This is a genomic window from Mucilaginibacter sp. P2_A4 (assembly GCF_056405015.1).
In genome coordinates, this window is record NZ_JBFUCX010000001.1 from 136,736 (window position 1) to 155,164 (window position 18,429).

General features: G+C 40.2%; 14 protein-coding genes. 11 read left to right on the top strand and 3 right to left on the bottom strand.

What is annotated here, in order from left to right:
* Positions 1 to 47: 47 nt before the first annotated feature.
* The 4 genes from AC1DYB_RS00455 (at position 48) to AC1DYB_RS00470 (ending at position 4,668) form a co-directional block, all read left to right on the top strand.
* Positions 48 to 1,718 (top strand): tetratricopeptide repeat-containing sensor histidine kinase, encoded by a 1,671-nt coding sequence (locus AC1DYB_RS00455; protein WP_477431479.1) that lies wholly within the window; start codon positions 48 to 50, stop codon positions 1,716 to 1,718.
* A gap of 11 nt (positions 1,719 to 1,729) precedes the next feature.
* Positions 1,730 to 2,395 carry a response regulator gene (locus tag AC1DYB_RS00460; protein WP_477431481.1) on the top strand — a complete coding sequence of 222 codons (666 nt, stop codon included), beginning with the start codon at positions 1,730 to 1,732 and terminating at the stop codon, positions 2,393 to 2,395.
* 261 nt (positions 2,396 to 2,656) lie between these two features.
* A complete protein-coding gene (locus tag AC1DYB_RS00465; RefSeq protein ID WP_295715218.1) occupies positions 2,657 to 2,956 on the top strand; it encodes a DUF3892 domain-containing protein in 300 nt (99 codons plus the stop codon).
* Positions 2,957 to 3,942: 986 nt separating this feature from the next.
* A complete protein-coding gene (locus tag AC1DYB_RS00470; protein WP_477431483.1) occupies positions 3,943 to 4,668 on the top strand; it encodes a PAS domain-containing protein in 726 nt (241 codons plus the stop codon).
* Positions 4,669 to 4,903: 235 nt separating this feature from the next.
* Here AC1DYB_RS00470 and AC1DYB_RS00475 read toward each other — a convergent pair whose 3' ends face one another.
* Positions 4,904 to 7,465 carry a tetratricopeptide repeat-containing sensor histidine kinase gene (locus AC1DYB_RS00475; protein WP_477431486.1) on the bottom strand — a complete coding sequence of 854 codons (2,562 nt, stop codon included), beginning with the start codon at positions 7,463 to 7,465 and terminating at the stop codon, positions 4,904 to 4,906.
* Between the two features lie 313 nt (positions 7,466 to 7,778).
* On the opposite strand from AC1DYB_RS00475, the gene AC1DYB_RS00480 reads away from it, so the two are divergent.
* Both AC1DYB_RS00480 and AC1DYB_RS00485 read left to right on the top strand, forming a co-directional pair.
* The gene (locus AC1DYB_RS00480) at positions 7,779 to 8,357 is read left to right on the top strand and encodes a hypothetical protein (RefSeq protein WP_477431488.1); all 579 of its coding nucleotides are present in this window, start codon (positions 7,779 to 7,781) and stop codon (positions 8,355 to 8,357) included.
* A 228-nt stretch (positions 8,358 to 8,585) separates the two neighbouring features.
* Positions 8,586 to 9,026, top strand: a complete 441-nt coding sequence (locus AC1DYB_RS00485; RefSeq protein ID WP_477431490.1) for a carboxymuconolactone decarboxylase family protein — start codon at positions 8,586 to 8,588, stop codon at positions 9,024 to 9,026.
* 476 nt (positions 9,027 to 9,502) lie between these two features.
* Here AC1DYB_RS00485 and AC1DYB_RS00490 read toward each other — a convergent pair whose 3' ends face one another.
* Positions 9,503 to 9,742, bottom strand: coding sequence for a hexameric tyrosine-coordinated heme protein (locus AC1DYB_RS00490; RefSeq protein WP_477391378.1), 240 nt, complete (start codon positions 9,740 to 9,742; stop codon positions 9,503 to 9,505).
* 475 nt (positions 9,743 to 10,217) lie between these two features.
* Positions 10,218 to 11,093 (bottom strand): AraC family transcriptional regulator, encoded by an 876-nt coding sequence (locus tag AC1DYB_RS00495; RefSeq protein WP_477431492.1) that lies wholly within the window; start codon positions 11,091 to 11,093, stop codon positions 10,218 to 10,220.
* Positions 11,094 to 11,734: 641 nt separating this feature from the next.
* Between AC1DYB_RS00495 and AC1DYB_RS00500 the strand changes: the two genes are divergently transcribed.
* From AC1DYB_RS00500 to AC1DYB_RS00520, 5 genes are all read left to right on the top strand, one after another.
* On the top strand, positions 11,735 to 13,693 hold the full coding sequence (locus AC1DYB_RS00500; RefSeq protein ID WP_477431494.1) for a sigma 54-interacting transcriptional regulator: 1,959 nt from the start codon (positions 11,735 to 11,737) through the stop codon (positions 13,691 to 13,693).
* A gap of 245 nt (positions 13,694 to 13,938) precedes the next feature.
* A complete protein-coding gene (locus AC1DYB_RS00505) occupies positions 13,939 to 14,346 on the top strand; it encodes a hypothetical protein (RefSeq protein WP_477431496.1) in 408 nt (135 codons plus the stop codon).
* A gap of 9 nt (positions 14,347 to 14,355) precedes the next feature.
* Positions 14,356 to 14,715 (top strand): hypothetical protein, encoded by a 360-nt coding sequence (locus AC1DYB_RS00510; protein WP_477431498.1) that lies wholly within the window; start codon positions 14,356 to 14,358, stop codon positions 14,713 to 14,715.
* Positions 14,712 to 15,830 carry a sensor histidine kinase gene (locus AC1DYB_RS00515; RefSeq protein WP_477431500.1) on the top strand — a complete coding sequence of 373 codons (1,119 nt, stop codon included), beginning with the start codon at positions 14,712 to 14,714 and terminating at the stop codon, positions 15,828 to 15,830. Before AC1DYB_RS00510 ends, AC1DYB_RS00515 begins: the two co-directional genes overlap by 4 nt.
* Positions 15,831 to 16,261: 431 nt before the next feature.
* On the top strand, positions 16,262 to 18,418 hold the full coding sequence (locus AC1DYB_RS00520) for a cbb3-type cytochrome c oxidase subunit I (RefSeq protein ID WP_477431502.1): 2,157 nt from the start codon (positions 16,262 to 16,264) through the stop codon (positions 18,416 to 18,418).
* The last annotated feature ends 11 nt before the right edge of the window (positions 18,419 to 18,429 follow it).

Genomic DNA, 18,429 nt, shown 5'->3' on the forward strand with positions numbered 1-18,429 from the left:
TTGGCGTTCCGGATCGCTTTTTATATTTTTAGCAGAAAATATCCCCCTTGAAAAAACTATTGGTTTTCGTTCCCCTTTGCCTGTTGATCTTGTTTTCCTGCCAGCATACAAAGCGACCGGTACAGAAGAGCAACTGGGGCGATTACAAGAAAGCCTATGCCTGGCTGTCCCGGCAAAATGATTCCGCGTTTTACTATTTTAATAAAATCGTTTCCAGTTCCAGGGACAGCCTGCAGATCGCCATGGCCTACAACAATATGGCCGTGATCCAGTCCGACGCCGGCGATGATTTCGGGGCCCAGGAAAGCCTGTCGCTATCCTTAAAATTTTTAGATGAAAAGGATGCCCGGGATCGCAGTTGCCTGGCTAACGATTATAATGAATTGGGGATGACCAGCTTTAACCTTAAAAATGAGGATGCTGCTATCGCTTTTTATGACCAGGCTATCCGGTTTACTGATGACAGCCTCCGGATATCTGTTATCCTGAACAATAAAGCCAATGCTTACCAGCAAAAGAAAGACTACCCGTATGCGCTGAAGCTTTACAGCTCGGTAATCAGGCAAACCGGAACAAATGATGCGGGTTATGCCCGGATATTAACCAATATGGCCACAACGAAATGGCTTGCTGATCCGCGGTATCATGCTGCTCCCGAATTATTAAAAGCCCTGAATATCCGGACGCGGGAAAAAGACCTCTGGGGACAAAATTCGAGTTTTGCCCACCTGGCCGATTATTATCTTCCTTCGCAGCCGGATTCCGCCTTGTTTTACGCCCGGGCCATGTTTGACGTTGCACGGTGTTTGAAGAGCCCGGACGACCAGCTGGAAGCCCTGGAGAAATTGGTCCGGGTAGCTGCCCCGGCTGATGCCCGGCAATATTTTATACGTTACCAGCATCTCGGTGACAGCGTGCAGGCGGCACGCAAAGCGGCCAAAAACCAGTTCGCGCTCATTCGTTATGGCGTGGAAAAGAACAAAGCAGACAACCTCCGGTTGCAAAAAGACAATACCGAAAAAAAATACCAGCTTTTCAAACAGGGCGTGCTGCTGTATAGTTCCCTTTTTCTGCTGACAGCCGGATCTGTTTTTGCTGCCTGGTGGTACCGAAAACGAAAAAGGCGACTGGAGCGCCAAGCCCAGGAAAAGATCCGGGAAAACCAGCTCCGGACCTCCAAAAAAGTACATGACGTCGTCGCCAACGGCTTATACCGGATGATGTCGGAGATTGAAAACCAGGTCGATCTGGATAAAGAGCATTTACTGGACAGGATAGAGGAGATGTATGAAAAATCCCGGGATATCTCCTATGACGAACCCTGGCTCAGCGGACAGGATTTCCATACCCTGGTATCTGCTTTGCTCAGCTCCTTCGCCACAGACCAGGTCCGGGTGGCCCTGGTCGGAAACACCGAAGCGCTATGGAAAGCGGTCAGCGTGACTGTCCGGCAGGAATTATACTATATTCTGCAGGAGCTAATGGTGAATATGAAAAAACATAGCCGGGCAGCTAATGTTGCTATCCTGTTTGAAAGGCACGATCACCGGATCCGTATTCACTATGGTGATGACGGCGTCGGCATCCCCAAAAACGCGCCGCATAAAAACGGCCTGAACAATACGGGAAACCGTATAAAAGTGATCCGGGGCAGTATTATTTTTGACAACAACGCAGGTAAAGGGCTCGGCATTCAGATCGCCTTCCCGACTGCCTAAACAACACCATTATGTTTAAAACCGTACTCATAGCAGAAGACCAGGAAAGCGCCAATATTTCTGTACAAAGAACCTTGAAGGACCTCGGTATCGTCGATGTAGACTATGCCTATTACTGTGATGACGCCCTCCTGCGCATCCAACAAGGCCTCCGGGATGAGCAGCCTTACGAATTGCTGATTACCGATCTTTCTTTTGAGGACGATGGCCGGGAGCAAAAACTCGCTGGCGGGGCAGCCCTTATTGCCGCCGCCCGGCAGGTGCAGCCCGGCCTGAAAGTGATCGTGTTTTCAGCCGAGCATAAAACAGCCGTTATCGGGGACCTCGTGGAGGGCTGTCATATCAACGGTTACGTTCGCAAAGCCCGGCGCGATGCCCAGGAACTCAAAGCCGCCATCGAGAACATCTATAAAGACAAACAACATTTTCCCATAGAGTTCCGGCAGGCCATAAAACAAAAAAACGCGCACGATTTTACCTCTTATGATATCCTGATCATTTCCCAGCTTTCCAAAGGCATGCACCAAAAAGATATCCCGGCCTATCTCCAGCAAAACCAGGTACGCCCGGCCAGCTTAAGCAGTATGGAAAAACGGCTAAACCAGATCAGGGAAACCCTCGGCTTTTTCAAGAACGAACAGCTGGTCGCCTATTGCAAAGACATGGGAATTATCTGATTGTCCGCGCTGCCCCAATACCGGTCGTTCCACGTTGCCAACAGCATATCTCACCCATGTTTTATGTCGATTGGCATGATTTACATAATTTCGATAGAGCAATAAATATAAGGAGCTGTTAAATACACTATTAAACTGTCAACATAATAAAGCGCTGATCTCCAGAAAAGAATAATTCCAGCCTTTACGGTTTCCCGTAAAAAATAAACTTTCCGACAGGATAACTTTGAGTTGTTAAACCAATGAGAGATTTATTAAAAAATGGCAAAGTTTAAAATTTCAGGAGTATGGAAAGATGCGAATGGTGTGATCACGCACTATGCAGTTCATGAAGTAATCGAACCAATTATTTACAGGGCAGAAAAAACAGACAAGACTATCGCCTTAAAATTACTCAGTAATCCGCTGAACGAAGCGGTAACCTGGATATGGGATTACCAAACCTGCTTTTGGCGGGATGGAGAGCAGGTAGAAGTGTTCAACAGGAAATATTTAAGATCAAACCCGGATAATAAGATGACCGACAATCTTGCTCACCTGATGAATTATGCCTGGTTATAACCCCATCATGAACGGAAGGACTTTTGCCATGTGAAGGACAGTATACCTGAAAACAGCCTTACTTGTGCTGATTTTGCTTGCCGGCATCAACTGCAAAAGACCAACAATAGTTTACATCTGTGATAGCAGGAACGCCAACATGTACCATTACAAATCGAGCTGTCGCGGACTGAGTAATTGTACCGGCCGCACCATAAAAATAACGCTGGAGCGAGCAAAGAAAGAACAGAAAACTTTATGCGGGTTGGAAAAATAATCTTCTTGATAAACTGTTCTGATGATAAGTTCCTGGTGAAATATTATTTGTGGTCTGGTTGCCGTACTTATTTTCTTTGTTCCCATTTTAACATCGTCGTTGTTGATCGTTCCGAAAAAAAAACCCAGCTGAATTCAAATAGGGTAACGGCAATAATCAGACAGCTAAAGTGTATGGACATCTGTCAAACAACGTTTGATTATCTATAAAATAATTCGTGATTTACGGTTTCCCGTATAAAAAACGCGGTGGTCTTGGCTACTTTTGAAAAGTCACAACGAGGGAAACTATGGAAAGATTTGCAAACAACAATGAATGCTTTGGAATTTCGAGTCTCTATGAAATAAAAAAATTAACCTAAACCTTGCCCAATGATGAGTTGGCCTTATCGCAAATCATTTGGACCCGGAAAACACCGGGTCCATTTTTTTAATACCAACGCCGAATCTCCTGGTGGGGGTAAGGGGGAGCATAAATCGTCGCCCTTGGCAGACTATTTAATCTGTTCCGGGCATCATGAAATTAATCTGACTAATACTACACCCTAATAAAATATCACCATGGATTTTAAAGATCAAATATTACAATTATTAGTACGCGTTGGAAAACTAGCGCCCCAGCTTAAAATATAAGGGTCACTAAAAAAGCACTCAACATGCCAGGATAGCAGATAATACACCATTAATCGTTAACTTTCGTCTGTTAATTTGCCTATCCTTATCTTCTTATCATGAATATTAAGCTCGCTCAACTCTGCAAACTTTTTGTAAAATATTTAAGCGTAGGAAGCTTATTACAAAACATAATATTTTATAGTTTAATACTCTTACTGATATTGATAAATATAATCTTAGTTAAAGGGAGGCGACGTATAGCTGAAAAAGAAATTCGAAATAACGGCAAGCTCAAGGAAGATGATTTTTTTGATCATATCAATAAGTTAGCACATGAAGGCCTACTCCAACGAAACATTGAATTAGAAGCAGAAGCTGCCGCTTTAAAAACCCAGGTGATGACATTAGGAGAGGAATTATTACTAATGCATATGAAATCGAATCGGCTTAGCGATCAATTATCAGATATATTGGATTGCCTGGATTTAAACATGTCCTATGACAACCAGTTATGGAATTGGTCGATCGATTTTTATAGCAATGAGCTTTTATTTTCTGATTATGGTTTGCGGATTCGTGGTTATCCCGAGAATACAAAACTCACATGGATGGAGTCCCTGGATCTGGTTGATAATCAATATCGAAAGCAGGTGGAGGCAGCTATAGCCATTTCGCTAAAGACCGGAGCAGACTTCTCTATGACCTATAAAATTATACCTAAGGATGGAAAGCCGGAAAAATGGATCCGATCCTTCGGAAAGGTCACCTATGCTGGTGACGGTACTCCCATAAAACTGGAAGGCAAATTCACATTTACCTCCGCTGAACATAAGAAGATTTGATATTCAACGCAATTAAACAATGCTATCAGTAATATATAACTGAACTAACACCGTTAGAAAGCTACCGAAGGAACAGCAAGTAAAGATACAAAGAAAAGGATATTGTCGATTACTTCCTGTTTTATGCATGGGTACCAGTAGGGGGGCTCTTGATAGGGGCTTCCAGTGCTATATTGTACCTTCAGTTCTTTTTAATATTGTGCGCTGTGAAGCTTCAATTAAATGGACAGTGAATTTAATTTTTATCAGGAAATTCAATAGAGATAATAGTCCCGTTGTTACCACTAAATAGAAGAATACCGTTGATTTGTTTGCTAAGGGCTTTGATCATTTCCATGCCCATCGTGTTTGCCTTCTTGGGGTCGAATAAATCCGGAAGACCTTTACCATTGTCCGCGACTGTTAACAACAGATTTTTTTCATCTTTTTTGCTAAGTTCAATTTTAATTTCACCGGGCTGTTCCGTAAAAGCATATTTGATGGAATTGGTTATCGTTTCATTCAAAATAAGTCCGATCGGGATCGCCTGAATAACATCCATGGAAATTGGATCAATGTCAAGTTCAAAACTGATCTGTCTTTTCCGAGTATCAAAGCAAGCTTTGAGATAACTGACCAGTTCACTGATATAAATATGCATTTCAATAGAAGTTGTCATACTGGATCCATAAAGCTTCTGGTGAATTAATGCAATTGCCTGCACTCTGTTCTGGCTTTCACGCAGCGCATTAAATGTTGGCCCCTGGCTAAGAAAATTACTCTGTGTATTGAGCAGGCTGATAACAACCTGCAGATTGTTTTTTACACGATGGTGAACTTCCTTTAACAACCAATCCTTTTCGGTTATCAGCTTATCCTTATCATGGAGTAAATTCTGCAGCCAGATGTTTTTGTCATTTATTTCAGTTTGTTTGCTTTCAAGCTGGCTTTGTTTAAACTGTAACATCAGGTTGGTGTGTTGCTTATTCTTGTAACTGTAAAACGTAATGCCTGCAATAACCATGAGCATTCCAATACCTCCAAAAGTAATATTCCGCTGCATATTTACTTTTTGGATTTCGGTTTGCTGGCTTTGACTCTTAATTTTTAAAAGTCTGATGGACTGGGCGTTTTGGGCACTCTCATATTTTAACTGTAATTCAGTTAACTGTTTACTTTTAGTGGCGTTAAATATGGAATCGTTTAAATTTTTATGTTTCTCAAAGTGGTTAATTGCAGATAAATAATTCCCGGACGCTGAATCGACCTTGAACAGTAAGAATTCAATATCTTTTATTCTTTTTACCGAGGGTAAATTTGGCGATAATGTCAACGACTGCTGCAGGTAAGGTTTTGCATCTTTATATCTTTTAAACGCTGTATAAAACCTGCCAATGTTATAATACGCTTCGCTGCCTGTAATTGTAAAATAGGCCTCACTTCCAGAAATTGAGCTATGATCACCTATTTCCTTTTTCAATTCTTTTTGCACAACCCGGTCAAGACTAACCATCTGGAGATAGTATTTTTCAGCATTATAAAACTGATTCATAGCACTGTAGGCATCTCCGTATGCGCCGGCTAATAACTCTTTCTGTATGGTAAGAATTGGGGGGTGTTTAACTGTAAACTGTATTAAAAACTGCAAAGCGTTTTTGGCATCCCCGCTATTGATCTGTTCTCTCACCACTTCATAGCAGAGCAGGAATATCCCAGGTTTATCGCTGGAAACTGCGTAATTGAGCACTAACCTGTAGTAATACAGGCTTTTTTGAGGTAAACCTAATTCACTATAAATATCGGCCAATGTTTCGTAGCCGTTCATTTTTCTGTCAAGTAATATCTCTGGAGTGTTTAGGGCTTCCAGGATATAAGAAAGCGCCTTATTGTAGTCACCTTTAATCCGGGAAATATCTCCTGCTATCCGGTAAGTAGTAAATGAAGGACGAATATTGTCCGATTTCAGGATGGTAAGCATTTTAAGTATTTGCCTTTCGGCGGTATCCAGGTTGTTATGGTTTTTGTTAAGAACAGCTATATCGCGTAAGGTGTAAGCAGCTTCTTTGTAAAGTTTAATTCGATAATATATTGAAAAGGCTGCCTGATGGCAAAATATTTTTTCCTTGTAAGTGCTGTCAGTTTCCGGCATGTACAAGCCTAACTCTGACCAGTAATGTGCTTCCATCTTTGCATTACCGGTAGTTTTATAGTCCGATATGATTTCGAAAATGGTTTTTTTTCCTTTATTAAAATCTCCCTGCGAGAAATAATATTTTCCTAAAAGCATTAATCCTTCATGTTTCCATTTTTCCGATTTGATATTTTTACTTAAGATAATCTCCTGAAAGATATAGGGCAACCCTTTTTCCTGCTGGTAGATCGATTTGTGGTTAGAGAATACGAAATGTTCACCCATTACAAGCATTAGCCTGGCGCGTTCTTCACCACTTACGCTTGCTATCAAATTATCGGCCCCTGCGACGTTGTTTTTCTCCGCCATTGCTTTACAGATCAGAAAAAGGGCCTCCTTTCTTGAAGCGCTCATATTTGCGGAAGGGCTTATATCATAGGCCATTTGAGCATAATAAATGCTGCTGTCTTTAGCACCTATAGTGTTTTTATACCAGTAAATTCGGCTTAACTTAAGGCACAATTTAACCTTCTCAGTATCGGTCGTTGCGCGATCAAGGTTCTTAACATATTTATTTAATAATGTAACATCTTCAGCAGGGACTTCCAAGCCCCCCAAAGTGTTTTGGGCAAATACTTTAAAAGTTGAAAATAAACACAAAAAACAAATTAGAAACTTTGTTTTCACGGTGTGATTAATTTGATAACTGGTATTTAATTTACCCATAAATAAGCATCGGTCAAAATTTGATGAGTAATGCGGCTGGTCATCACATAGGAGCATAAGTGGTTTGTATCCTGGGACATCTTAATTGGAACAGGTTAATTAACCAAAACAGCTATTCCGACTAAACTAACAGCATTATTGACCTTTTTCGGTCCTGTAATCTGCTCATCTTTGCTTTGTGATTTAATTTAAAGCTAAGGAAAAAAAGTTACGAATGAAATTGAATCACAAGGTCTTACAGTATTATTTACAAGTAAAATTAAATCAACAAAAAATGAAAACAACAATTCAATCAAATTCCTACTTAATTGAACATGATATTACCGTTGCAACCAATTTGCGAACCCTTTATTATCTCCGCAGTGCTTTTTCGGTAATTTGGGCGGTATTAATTTCAATTTTCACCAAAAATAACACATCAGTAGCTATAGGCCTTTTGATCCTGTACCCGGCATGGGATGTTGTCGGCACGTTGATTGACATCAAAATATCCAACAACGTAGAGAATAGCAAAACGCAGTATTTTAATGCTATAATCAGTGCTATAACCACAATAGCAGTTGCAATAGCACTACAAAACGGAGTTCCTGAGGCGCTGATTGTGTTCGGTGCCTGGGCAATATTGACAGGTCTCATACAGTTGATTATGGCAGTAAGGCGCAAAAAGAAGGTTGCCGGCCAGTGGCCGATGATAATTAGCGGCGGACAATCGATGATTGGTGGCAGCTCTTTTATTATTCTGGCACATATGCCGACAATGGGAATTGCAAGTTTGGCCGGATATGCGGCATTTGGCGCATTTTATTACTTATTATCTGCAATTCGTTTAAACAAAGTAAGGAGTAGGGATTAATGCGAATCTGTTTTGCAGTCCATGCTTTTTCTGTTCGTCCGTTTTTAGGGAGTGAAAGCCGCAAAAACCACATAAATTATCTCAGTTCTGTAAGATATTCGATAGTGCTACTAATTGCCATGTAAATTAATTAAGGAACAAACGATAGGATGAATTAAAATGCTCATAGGGCCATTGATAGCCAATGGTTAATTACAATAATCAAAATAATAATAAAACTTATAAATTATGAAACCCAGATTTAAATTAGCGCAGGTAATGCCTCAGGTTTACAAACCTTTAATAGAACTTGATAAGCTTCTTGCGGAAACAGAGCTTACCAAAATTCAAAAGGAAATGATTAAGATACGCACATCGCAGATCAATGGATGTGCCTATTGCCTTAATGTGCATTCAAAAGATGCGCTTAAATATGGTGAAAGACAGGAACGTATTTTTGTGATGAGTGCCTGGCGCGAAGCACGGAATTGGTTTAATGAGCAGGACCAGGTTATTCTTGAACTGACGGAGCAGGTTACATTGATAGCTAATCACGGCGTGACCGATGAGCTCTTTGAAAAAGCTGTTGAAATTTTTGGTGAAAAAACAACTGCGAACATTATCCTTTCCATTACCATAATGAACGCATGGAACAGGCTGGGTGTATCTTTTGGAAATCAACCAGAATAATTATTTAAAAATTTGGTTACCCCTGCTATTAAACGATTTGAAATGGTCAAAAATAGCCGGTAAGGATAGCAGGGGTGATGATATCAGAAACCATGGCTACGAACATCGGGACTAAAGAAAGATCTCTTAGACACATTTATATCTGCATTTATTTCTGGCCGTTGAATTTAGTTGGCCTGTTATGTGCACCGGCCGTTTTTATAGGAGCTTCTTGCTATCTGTGTATAATAATGGAAAAGTCATAGATGACTTTTCCATTTGAAGTACTTGTTTGTCATGCCCATGCAGATCAATTCAAGGTTGCGAGGAACTAATAACAGCACTTTAAATTCTTTTGTAATGCCTTGTTTAGCATCTATGATAATAACATCGATGTTAAACAGGGCGGGTTAGCAGGTAATCTCAACCCCTAAGTCGAGGAAACAACTATGATTACCTGAACTTTTATGCAATGCCTTTGAATCAGAAAGCCATTATCATTTCCAGTAGTTGTTTGCAGCTGCAATAGTTGCAAATTCAATAGCTACTGTTTGGCCGATGGCTATAAGCATCGCTGCATCTTCCGCATAAACCGGGCGTAGTTTTTCCCGTATTGCCGCGTCAGGTTGTGTGACTTTAATGATGAGTCTGGATAATTTGATGGCCAGCTGCCTGCCTTCTTCCGGCGTTGCAGTGATCAGGGAATTGCCTGGGATGAGTTCTACTAATGTTGACATTGTTTTTGGTTTTGATGGGTTAATTGTTTTGTTGATTATAATGATGACCTAAAAATTATTCTTAATAATTGATCCTTTGTTTGATGCGCAGTAATTCAGCTGAATAATGTCTTTGCTTTATTTGTATAATTGACAAGCGATATCAGGTGTACCAAAAGCCACAACAATGCCGCTCTTATACACTTTACCTGTTCGGATATGTCCACCATTGCATTTTGACGCCCCGCAACAGCTATTTAGCCCTATCAAAATATTTGAATGCAAATAATTTGTCCTCTTCTCTTATTCATCGCATGGAAATTATGACCCAGATTTAAGGCTTGTTGTATAGCAACTTGCACCAGTTGCAGGTGTCCTTTTGGGTATTTACAAGTACCTAAGCTGATTATAGGAATTTCCGCATACCCTCCGCCGATGATCGCAACATTTTAACTCGTTATTGGTTGGTATTTTATTCATCGTGCAGAATTAATTATCAAATAGGCTGGGGGATTGGGCTGTTTTTCTTAAAATCAGAAAAATTAATTCCTGTTGTATTTTTAAAAAACTTGCTGAAATGCGCCATGTCGGCAAAACCCAGATTATATGCTATAGCTTTCATACAATTATTTGGTTGAGTTGCCTGAAGCTTGGCTTCGGCGGCAATTCGTTGCCTGATGTGGTATCCTGCCGAATAGCCGGTTAGCTTTTTCACAAGTTGGTTCAGGTAATTTGGAGTTACAAATAATTGATCAGCATAATCAGAGACCATCTTCTGTGTCCTGAAGTTTTTGTTAACAATCGAACTGAAGTTTTGAAATATCTCTTCATTTCGGGAATACCTTGCGGTAATTTGGGGCTGAGCCTGCCCCGATAAATAAATAAGGAATATGGTGAAATAGCGCCTGAGAATTTCAGGCCTGTAAAGGTTGTATTTATTGAATTCTTTCATAACGATATCCATAATATCCTGAAATTCATCTATAGTATCATTATTGAATTCCATATAATGTGTTTGGTGAAAAAGCTGGTGAATTCTTGTATTTATATGGTCATGGTCGTTAAAATCGAAGAATCCGGATGTAAATGAAATAATGTAACCCTTGAGGCGTTTAGGAAGCTTCAGGTTGGGCAATTCACCAGGCCTGATGAACAATAAATGGTCATTGCCGATTATCTGTTCGTTGAAACCCTGATAATAATTGCCAAAACCATCCACAATCCATATTATGGTGTAGCGGTTATTTGAGCGATACCTGTCTATGTTATATCCAAGTTCCTCGTTAACCCAGTGCAGGTTCTGCATATCAAAGGGAAGATCACTTCTTTTGTTTTCAACATACAAAGGCGAAAATGTTTCTAACTGTTCCATGGTTTTGATTTTAGGGGTTTCAAGGCGGTAAACGATGTTCTATTTCTATGCCAGTTATATTTTAGTTTATAATTAGTTGATTATTAGTATAGTTGTAAAGTTAAGACCTTTTTTTAAATACGAAATATCGAAAACGGCGAATTGAATTACGATATTTCGTATCTCCATTTGATGAACATATAACAGCAGGACTGGACCCGAAACGACAGAAAGCTTATGGAAAGCTAATCGGCAGAGTTTAAGCAAGGTGTAAATAGTACATTAGAATCTATAACGGGTACATTTTAATATCACATAATATCATTCATTTTTAACGCAGCGTAATTTTAGTTAGAGAACTACCGTCTTGCAGAGAATGCTAAATATCAGTTAAATGGATTTAAACTTTTTCAATATAACCACTTGAAGAACTGCTCATCGCGATGGGCAACCTCACGTTGCTCCTGAGGAAAGTTTTTACGTTTATGATGAAAAGAACGTATTTTTATTTAATAAGCTTATGAAAAGGCAATAGCGGCTTAGAAGTATCATTGTAGAGTTGTATCCTGTTTTGCATTTGGCTGCGGATATAGTGAGATAGGTTGTCGCAATGATAGATTAAGTACCGTGCAGAAGGATTAAATAGTATTAGGTAATTCACTATGGAAAAAAAAATACTAATAGTTGAGGACGAATCATTAGTCGCCTTTGATCTGAAGCTGATACTAACCAGGGCCGGATATCAAATTTGCGGAATCGCTGATTCTGTTAAAGAAGCGTTGGAAATTATTAATGAGGAGAAGCCGGAGTTGGTTTTACTGGATATATTTCTGAAAGGCCCGCTAACAGGAATAGACCTTGCACGCGATCTGACCGCCCAAAACATTGCGTTTGTTTACCTGTCAGCAAATTTCCAGGAAAGTATATTGGATATGGCAAAGAGTACACAGCCGTATGGATTTTTGGTGAAACCCTTTAGAGAAAACGAACTACTGATTGCAATAGAGGTTGCCTTTTATCGCCACCGGAATAGTATGGAATCGAGGTTCCGACGCGAGTTTGCCCTTGAAGAGAAATTTAAAGCAATTGAGCAGGAGCAAATTGATTGGCGACAAAAATTGCGCAAAATATCAAGCAGCTTGCAACCTTATCTACCATTTGATTATTTGAGTATAATCCTGAATGTAGATACCGTATCATCATTTGAAGGTATATCATTTTACAGAACAGGTTTCGATGAATATCAAATGTTGGGAGCTAAGGATTTTCTCACCGCTGCCAGATTGTCGGCACAGGATCTTGAGAACATGGTAAAAAAGACGCCGCTAAGTACTAAAACAAAATTCTATAATAATATCGAGTTCAGGGAAATAGGTGAACGATACCCTATTAAAAAGGCGATAGCAAACACGTTTCAAATGAATTCCTTTTTAAACTATCCGCTGTTAATGGCTGATAGTGAAGTGCTGACGTTTTCGTTTTACAGTCGAAAAAGCAATTGCTATACAAATGATCACCTGGCATTGCTCAGCCGCCTTCAACAAACGCTTACAAACATTGTCGAATCTATATTGAAACTCGAAAATAGTGGACAAGACAGGCCTATATCATTGCCGGTGACGGTTAATAATCAAACTGCGGCAACAATATCTGTTTTTGATGGTATTATAGGGAACAGTCATCAAATTTTAACTGTTCAGGATCTTGTATCTGTAGTGGCCCCGCTGGATACCTCGGTTTTGATATTAGGAGAGAGCGGAACAGGAAAAGAACGAATAGCTAAAAGCATACATAACTTATCACCCCGGCGTACTAAACCTTTGATTATTGTTAATTGCGCCTCTCTTCCGGCAACGCTGATTGAGTCTGAGTTGTTTGGCCACGAGAAGGGGGCTTTCACAGGTGCAAACGAAAAAAGAATTGGAAAATTTGAGCTTGCCGATAAAGGAACTGTTTTTTTGGATGAGATTGGAGAAATGCATCCGGAGTTGCAGGTAAAGCTGTTGCGTGTATTACAGGAACAGGAAATTGAACGGATAGGAAGTAAGGCGCCGATAAAAATTAATGTTCGCATTATAGCCGCAACGAACCGGGTGCTTGAAAAAGAGGTTGAAGAGGGGCGTTTCAGACTCGATCTTTATTACCGGTTATACGTTTTTCCCATAACCATTCCGCCATTAAGAGAACGTATTGAAGATTTGCCTCTTTTGGTGAAACACTTTATTCATCGGTTTTCACTTAAAAGCTCCAGAAGTGTAACGGATGTATCTCCAGAAGTGATGGATCAACTTCGTAACTACCACTGGCCGGGAAATGTGCGGGAGCTGGAACATCTTATTGAAAGAACGGTGCTGCTCACCAATGAAACGGTGATAAGGCAGGTATTTTTACCAAAGCCCTACAATGGCAATGGTAATAAACCGGTTGTTAAAATGTTTGAAGACACGGAAAAGCTGAAAACAATAGATGAAATTAGCAGGGAGCACATTTTGACGGTATTAAAAAAGTGCGAAGGAAGGATTGGCGGAAAAGGCGGTGCTGCGGAAATTTTGGATATTCAACCTACTACTTTGCATTCAAGAATAAAAAAATTGGGAATAAAAAAAGAAGATTTATTTTGATAAACACCAGTGACGGCTAATTTGCTTAACTCAATAACTATAATTCAACATTTAAATTAACTCACAAGCGCCGCCCCACTAAGGGGCGTTTTTTTTTACATCAATTTCTTCATTGCGGCGAAATATGTAAAATATACTATTATATGCATAATTGATACATTGATAAAAAAACAATTCAAACGGAACTTTACAACAGTTTATGATAAGTGACAAATCATTAGTTGGATAATTAAATCGTTCCTGAAATGAAAAAGAATACTTGTCTTTTAATCGCTTTTATAGCTGGCATTATCACATTTTCCTTTGGAAGTTTATCCATTAAGTTGGTACAGGATCAAACCGGACTGGCGCTGGGTGGTAGCGTGACCTTGTTTATATTGCAATTGTTGCTGACAGTAAAATATTCTGCAGGCACGTTGGCCCTATTACCATCGGAAGCCGATCTGAAGCAAATCGCACTTGGTTTCCTGACTGCGGACATTACCATTGGATTATGGATCGCAGTGCGTAACGGTACGGAAGTATTTCCGCTATACCTTCTGATCATGCAGGTTTCCTTACTTGCTCTTAATCGTAAAACAGAAAATGTAATAAACAGAGAAAACGTATTGCCGATTCCGGATGCAGTTCAGATTGTTTTGGAAGGTGTTTAACAGATCGGTATGAAAAACGATGATAAAATAATTGATATCATAATTTCACTGCACGAACGCGGATTCGATCACGATTTTATCGTGGATCAAAAATATATCCGTTGCTTGCAATGCAATGTGCTGATAGCAGCCGAAGATTTTGAAATCGTAGAAACATTCTATTGCGAAAGTAAAAAGACAAATGGAAATGGCAGCCTCGTATATGCCATAATCCTGACTGATTACGATATCAAAGGTATTTTGATGAGCTCATATCAGTCATATATCAACGGAATGTTTATCCAGTTGTGGCCAAAGTTTAATAATACTTTCAGGATAAATGTAAATACAGGTGGATTGTCTAAAAGCGAAAAAAGAATTTTAGTATGAGTAAGGAGATCAGATCCAAGGCCAATAAACAGCATATTTTAAACGACTATATGCTTGGCGGCAATTATATAGGTAACTGGAAGATAGCACTCAGCTCCGGTAAAATATCTATCTGCCCGCGCATGCGTAAAATACTGGAGTTGCAAAGAGGAGACTATGAAGGCCTGGAAGATCTTTTGACCCAGGTAAAGTCGCCACATGCAGGAAAGCTTACCCATGAGTTTAAGCTGGCTTGTTTTAATGGCACACGTTTCGAAAAACAGATACATATAGTTACTCAGTTTGGGAGCGAAAAATGGATACAACTCTCGGGAATCCTTTATTCCCGAAGATGGGGAGCACCGGAACAGATGGTTGGCACCATCGAAGATGTTACTCAAAAAGTTAAAGAAGACTGCCTGAGCATGGCAATAGTAAACCATGAGTTGCGGTCGCCATTGACACTTATTAAACTAAACACCCAATTTCTGATAAACGAGCTGTCGCATTGTGTTAATAAGCGGCCGGTAAGGCTTTTAAATATGGTTGATAATCATGTTGATGGAATGACAAAGCTTATTGATGAATACCTTACAACCTCAACTGATGATGAGCGGGAACCCCGATTCAATTTAACTGTTTTTGATTTGGATAAGCTGGTGAATACAGTTATCAATGAAGTAAAGCTTCTTTATCCTGGTCACCGGTTTCGTAAAGTCCCGGCAGAAGCGACAATCCTTGTAAAGGCAGATAAATACAAGATCATTCGGGTGTTAATCAACTACCTGACCAATGCAGCCAAATTTTCTCCTGCCTGTTCTAAGATTATTATCAGCGTTACCAAAACACCGTCCGAAATAACGGTATCTGTACAAGATGAGGGACCGGGAATTGATGAGGAAAAGGGGCAGCTTGTTTTTCAAAAATTTTATCAGTGCGATAGCCAATCTACCAGGCAAAAAAACAGTAAAGGACTTGGTCTTTACATAGTAAAAAACATAATTCAAAAGCATGGAGGGGCAGTATGGGCAGAAAATGGCCCTGTTGCAGGAGCTGTATTTTATTTCAGTTTGCCTGTATTTCAGGAAATTACACTTAATTGCCCCGTTCAGGAAGCGGTGAAACTTACGGCCTGAACAGTCATCCAAAAGCAAGAAGATAATAAAAGATAAAAATATCTTTTATTATCGATCCTGATGTTTACTTTTGCTTACAAGCAACGGGAGTATTAAAAAAAGATGTGAGTATACAGTTCGGGTAGTTTTATTTATCGCCCGGCAAACTGCAGAAATATAAGATAGAAATCGCCTCGAAGCAGACACTGGCAATAGTCTTTAACGGGTGGATTTCTCCGGACTTTGATTTTGACGAATGACAGCCAATTGCATGTCATGCTACAAAATATAACCAATGGATGGTTCAATGAAGAATTGAACCCTGTGCTCTGAAATTAATTGATTTTTTGAGTTAGCAGATTTATATCTGCAACCACTTTAGTTTTTGATATCCGAAAATAAGTGTTTAAAATAATTCATCCTAAAAGTAAAAGGTATTAATGTATTTTATTATGAAAATTAGATTTTATTTATTTTTTATTTTGGTTACGGCCCTGCTGGCTTGTAGCCCCTTTAATACTGTATATGCCGTTGTGCCGGTTGAGATCAATCCGCAGGTAAATGTGATAGCCTGTCTTATAGTGGCGTTCACAGTTTTTTTGATACTGCTGATGGTATTATGGATTACCCGCCTTGCAAAAGAGTTAAATGAAGACGCTTCAAGTAAGGAAATTACGGTGGAAAAATGGCGATTTCGGCAGATTAATGGATTAGATTCCAGGCAGTTGGAGCTGTTGATCAGACGGAGGAACTCTAAAAGAAGAAAGGGTAAGCCAAATATTGAAAGGCCCGGACTTAAAACTACCGTCATTGCGATATTGTTTTGCCTGTTATCCATAGCCGCCAGGGCGCAAACCGCAGAGGATGGCGGAGAGCATGTTTTAACAAGCCCGGGCATGATCATTATGCTTGCGTTGATTTGTATCCCGTTATTGGCTGTGATGTTTTTTGTTGGAGTAAGGCTTCAGCATTTGGCTAATAAAACCCGGTATAGCCGCATCAAAAAAGAAACTCATGACCTGGCGGAAACGGTTGATAGCGACGATGCTGTTTTTGAAGAACTGGTAAAGAGAAAGCAAGCGCTTGATTATAAATTGACTAATAAAGAGCTTTCCGGTAACGTTGATCCGGAAGATGCGAGAGGTATGCTGCTCAATGTAGGTGAAATCAATTCTCCGCGTTTCTTTGCTGCTAAACGCAAAGCGGCGGCCAGGCACCAAGCCGATCCAAAATTGGTTAAGCTTATTATGTGGTATTTAGGTACCGCGGCGCTATGGCTGGTTGTAGGTACCTCTATTGGGGAGTATATAGGAATAAAGTTCGTAGCGCCCGATGCTGATCATGTAAGCTGGTTAAGTTTTGGACGCTTAAGGCCGGTGCATACTAATATGGTTTTCTGGGGCTGGTCCTCTTTGGCGATGATCGGTCTGGGTTATTATGTAGTTTCTACAGTAAGTAATACCGCAATACGCAGCATCAAAAGGGGGTATCAATCGCTGGTGCTTATTAACTCAGCAGTGGTTGCCGGCAGCTTATCGCTCATGGCAGGTATTAATAACGGTGGCGGCGAGTACAGGGAGTACACATGGCCGGTAATGGGGCTGTTTGCCGCCGGCATTGTGATATCGCTTGTAAATTATTTGCAAACCGTTGCAGATCGTAAAACAAAAGAGATCTACATCTCTAATTGGTATATCATTTCGGCAATGATGTTTATCACAGTGATTGCTGTAGTTGGTTATATTCCCTTATATCAAAATGGTCTTGGCGAAACTATTATACAAGGCTATTATATGCACCAGGCAGTAGGGATGTGGTTTATGCTTTTTAACCTGGGGTTAGTTTATTATTTTTTGCCACAGCAGCTAAATACCCCCATATACTCTTACAGCTTGGGCATCCTGGCCTTTTGGGCGCAAATTTTATTTTATACACTGATAGGTACACATCATTTTTTATTCAGTTCGATACCTTGGTGGCTGCAAACGGTGGCTATTGTGGGTAGCATGGGCATGTTGATTCCGGTTTTTGCGGGCACTACCAATTTCTTAATGACCTTTAAGGGCAATTACCATAAAATAGGCCGAAGCTATACATTGCCGTTTTACATTGTAGGCGTCCTGTTTTATTTTACAGGGTCAACACAGGGAACAGCTGAAGCTTTCAGGAGCACCAACCTCGTCTGGCACTTTACCGATTTTACAGTGGCTCACTCGCACCTTACCATGTACGGCATTATTGCATTTATGCTTTGGGCTTGTATTTATACGCTGGTACCGCGCCTTACCGGTAAAGAACCCAAACAGGGCCTTGTAGGTGCGCATTTTTGGATGGCCTTAATTGGCGTGTTATTTTATACTATCCCATTGATGATTGGTGGTACTTTAAAAGGTATAGCCTGGACCCAGGGTAAGCCTTTTATTGATGGCGTAGTGCTAATGGCACCTTACTGGTTATGGCGTGCAATTGGCGGCTCGCTGATGTGGGCATCGCACCTGGTATTTGCCTGGAACATGTATGTAATGTTTGCCGGCAACCGTACCGAATCTGAAATGAAGAACCAGATTTTTGATCAATTGAGTCACACACCCATAAACGCAGAAATTTAATTAGCACCGCC

Excerpts from the sequence above, each read along its gene's own strand:
- AC1DYB_RS00465 (WP_295715218.1), top strand. The coding sequence starts at position 2,657 with ATGGCAAAGTTTAAAATTTCAGGAGTATGGAAAGATGCGAATGGTGTG.
- AC1DYB_RS00515 (WP_477431500.1), top strand. The coding sequence starts at position 14,712 with ATGAGTAAGGAGATCAGATCCAAGGCCAATAAACAGCATATTTTAAAC.
- AC1DYB_RS00495 (WP_477431492.1), bottom strand. The coding sequence starts at position 11,093 with ATGGAACAGTTAGAAACATTTTCGCCTTTGTATGTTGAAAACAAAAGA.
- AC1DYB_RS00520 (WP_477431502.1), top strand. The coding sequence starts at position 16,262 with ATGAAAATTAGATTTTATTTATTTTTTATTTTGGTTACGGCCCTGCTG.
- AC1DYB_RS00470 (WP_477431483.1), top strand. The coding sequence starts at position 3,943 with ATGAATATTAAGCTCGCTCAACTCTGCAAACTTTTTGTAAAATATTTA.
- AC1DYB_RS00505 (WP_477431496.1), top strand. The coding sequence starts at position 13,939 with ATGAAAAAGAATACTTGTCTTTTAATCGCTTTTATAGCTGGCATTATC.
- AC1DYB_RS00500 (WP_477431494.1), top strand. The coding sequence starts at position 11,735 with ATGGAAAAAAAAATACTAATAGTTGAGGACGAATCATTAGTCGCCTTT.
- AC1DYB_RS00460 (WP_477431481.1), top strand. The coding sequence starts at position 1,730 with ATGTTTAAAACCGTACTCATAGCAGAAGACCAGGAAAGCGCCAATATT.
- AC1DYB_RS00480 (WP_477431488.1), top strand. The coding sequence starts at position 7,779 with ATGAAAACAACAATTCAATCAAATTCCTACTTAATTGAACATGATATT.
- AC1DYB_RS00490 (WP_477391378.1), bottom strand. The coding sequence starts at position 9,742 with ATGTCAACATTAGTAGAACTCATCCCAGGCAATTCCCTGATCACTGCA.
- AC1DYB_RS00485 (WP_477431490.1), top strand. The coding sequence starts at position 8,586 with ATGAAACCCAGATTTAAATTAGCGCAGGTAATGCCTCAGGTTTACAAA.
- AC1DYB_RS00510 (WP_477431498.1), top strand. The coding sequence starts at position 14,356 with ATGAAAAACGATGATAAAATAATTGATATCATAATTTCACTGCACGAA.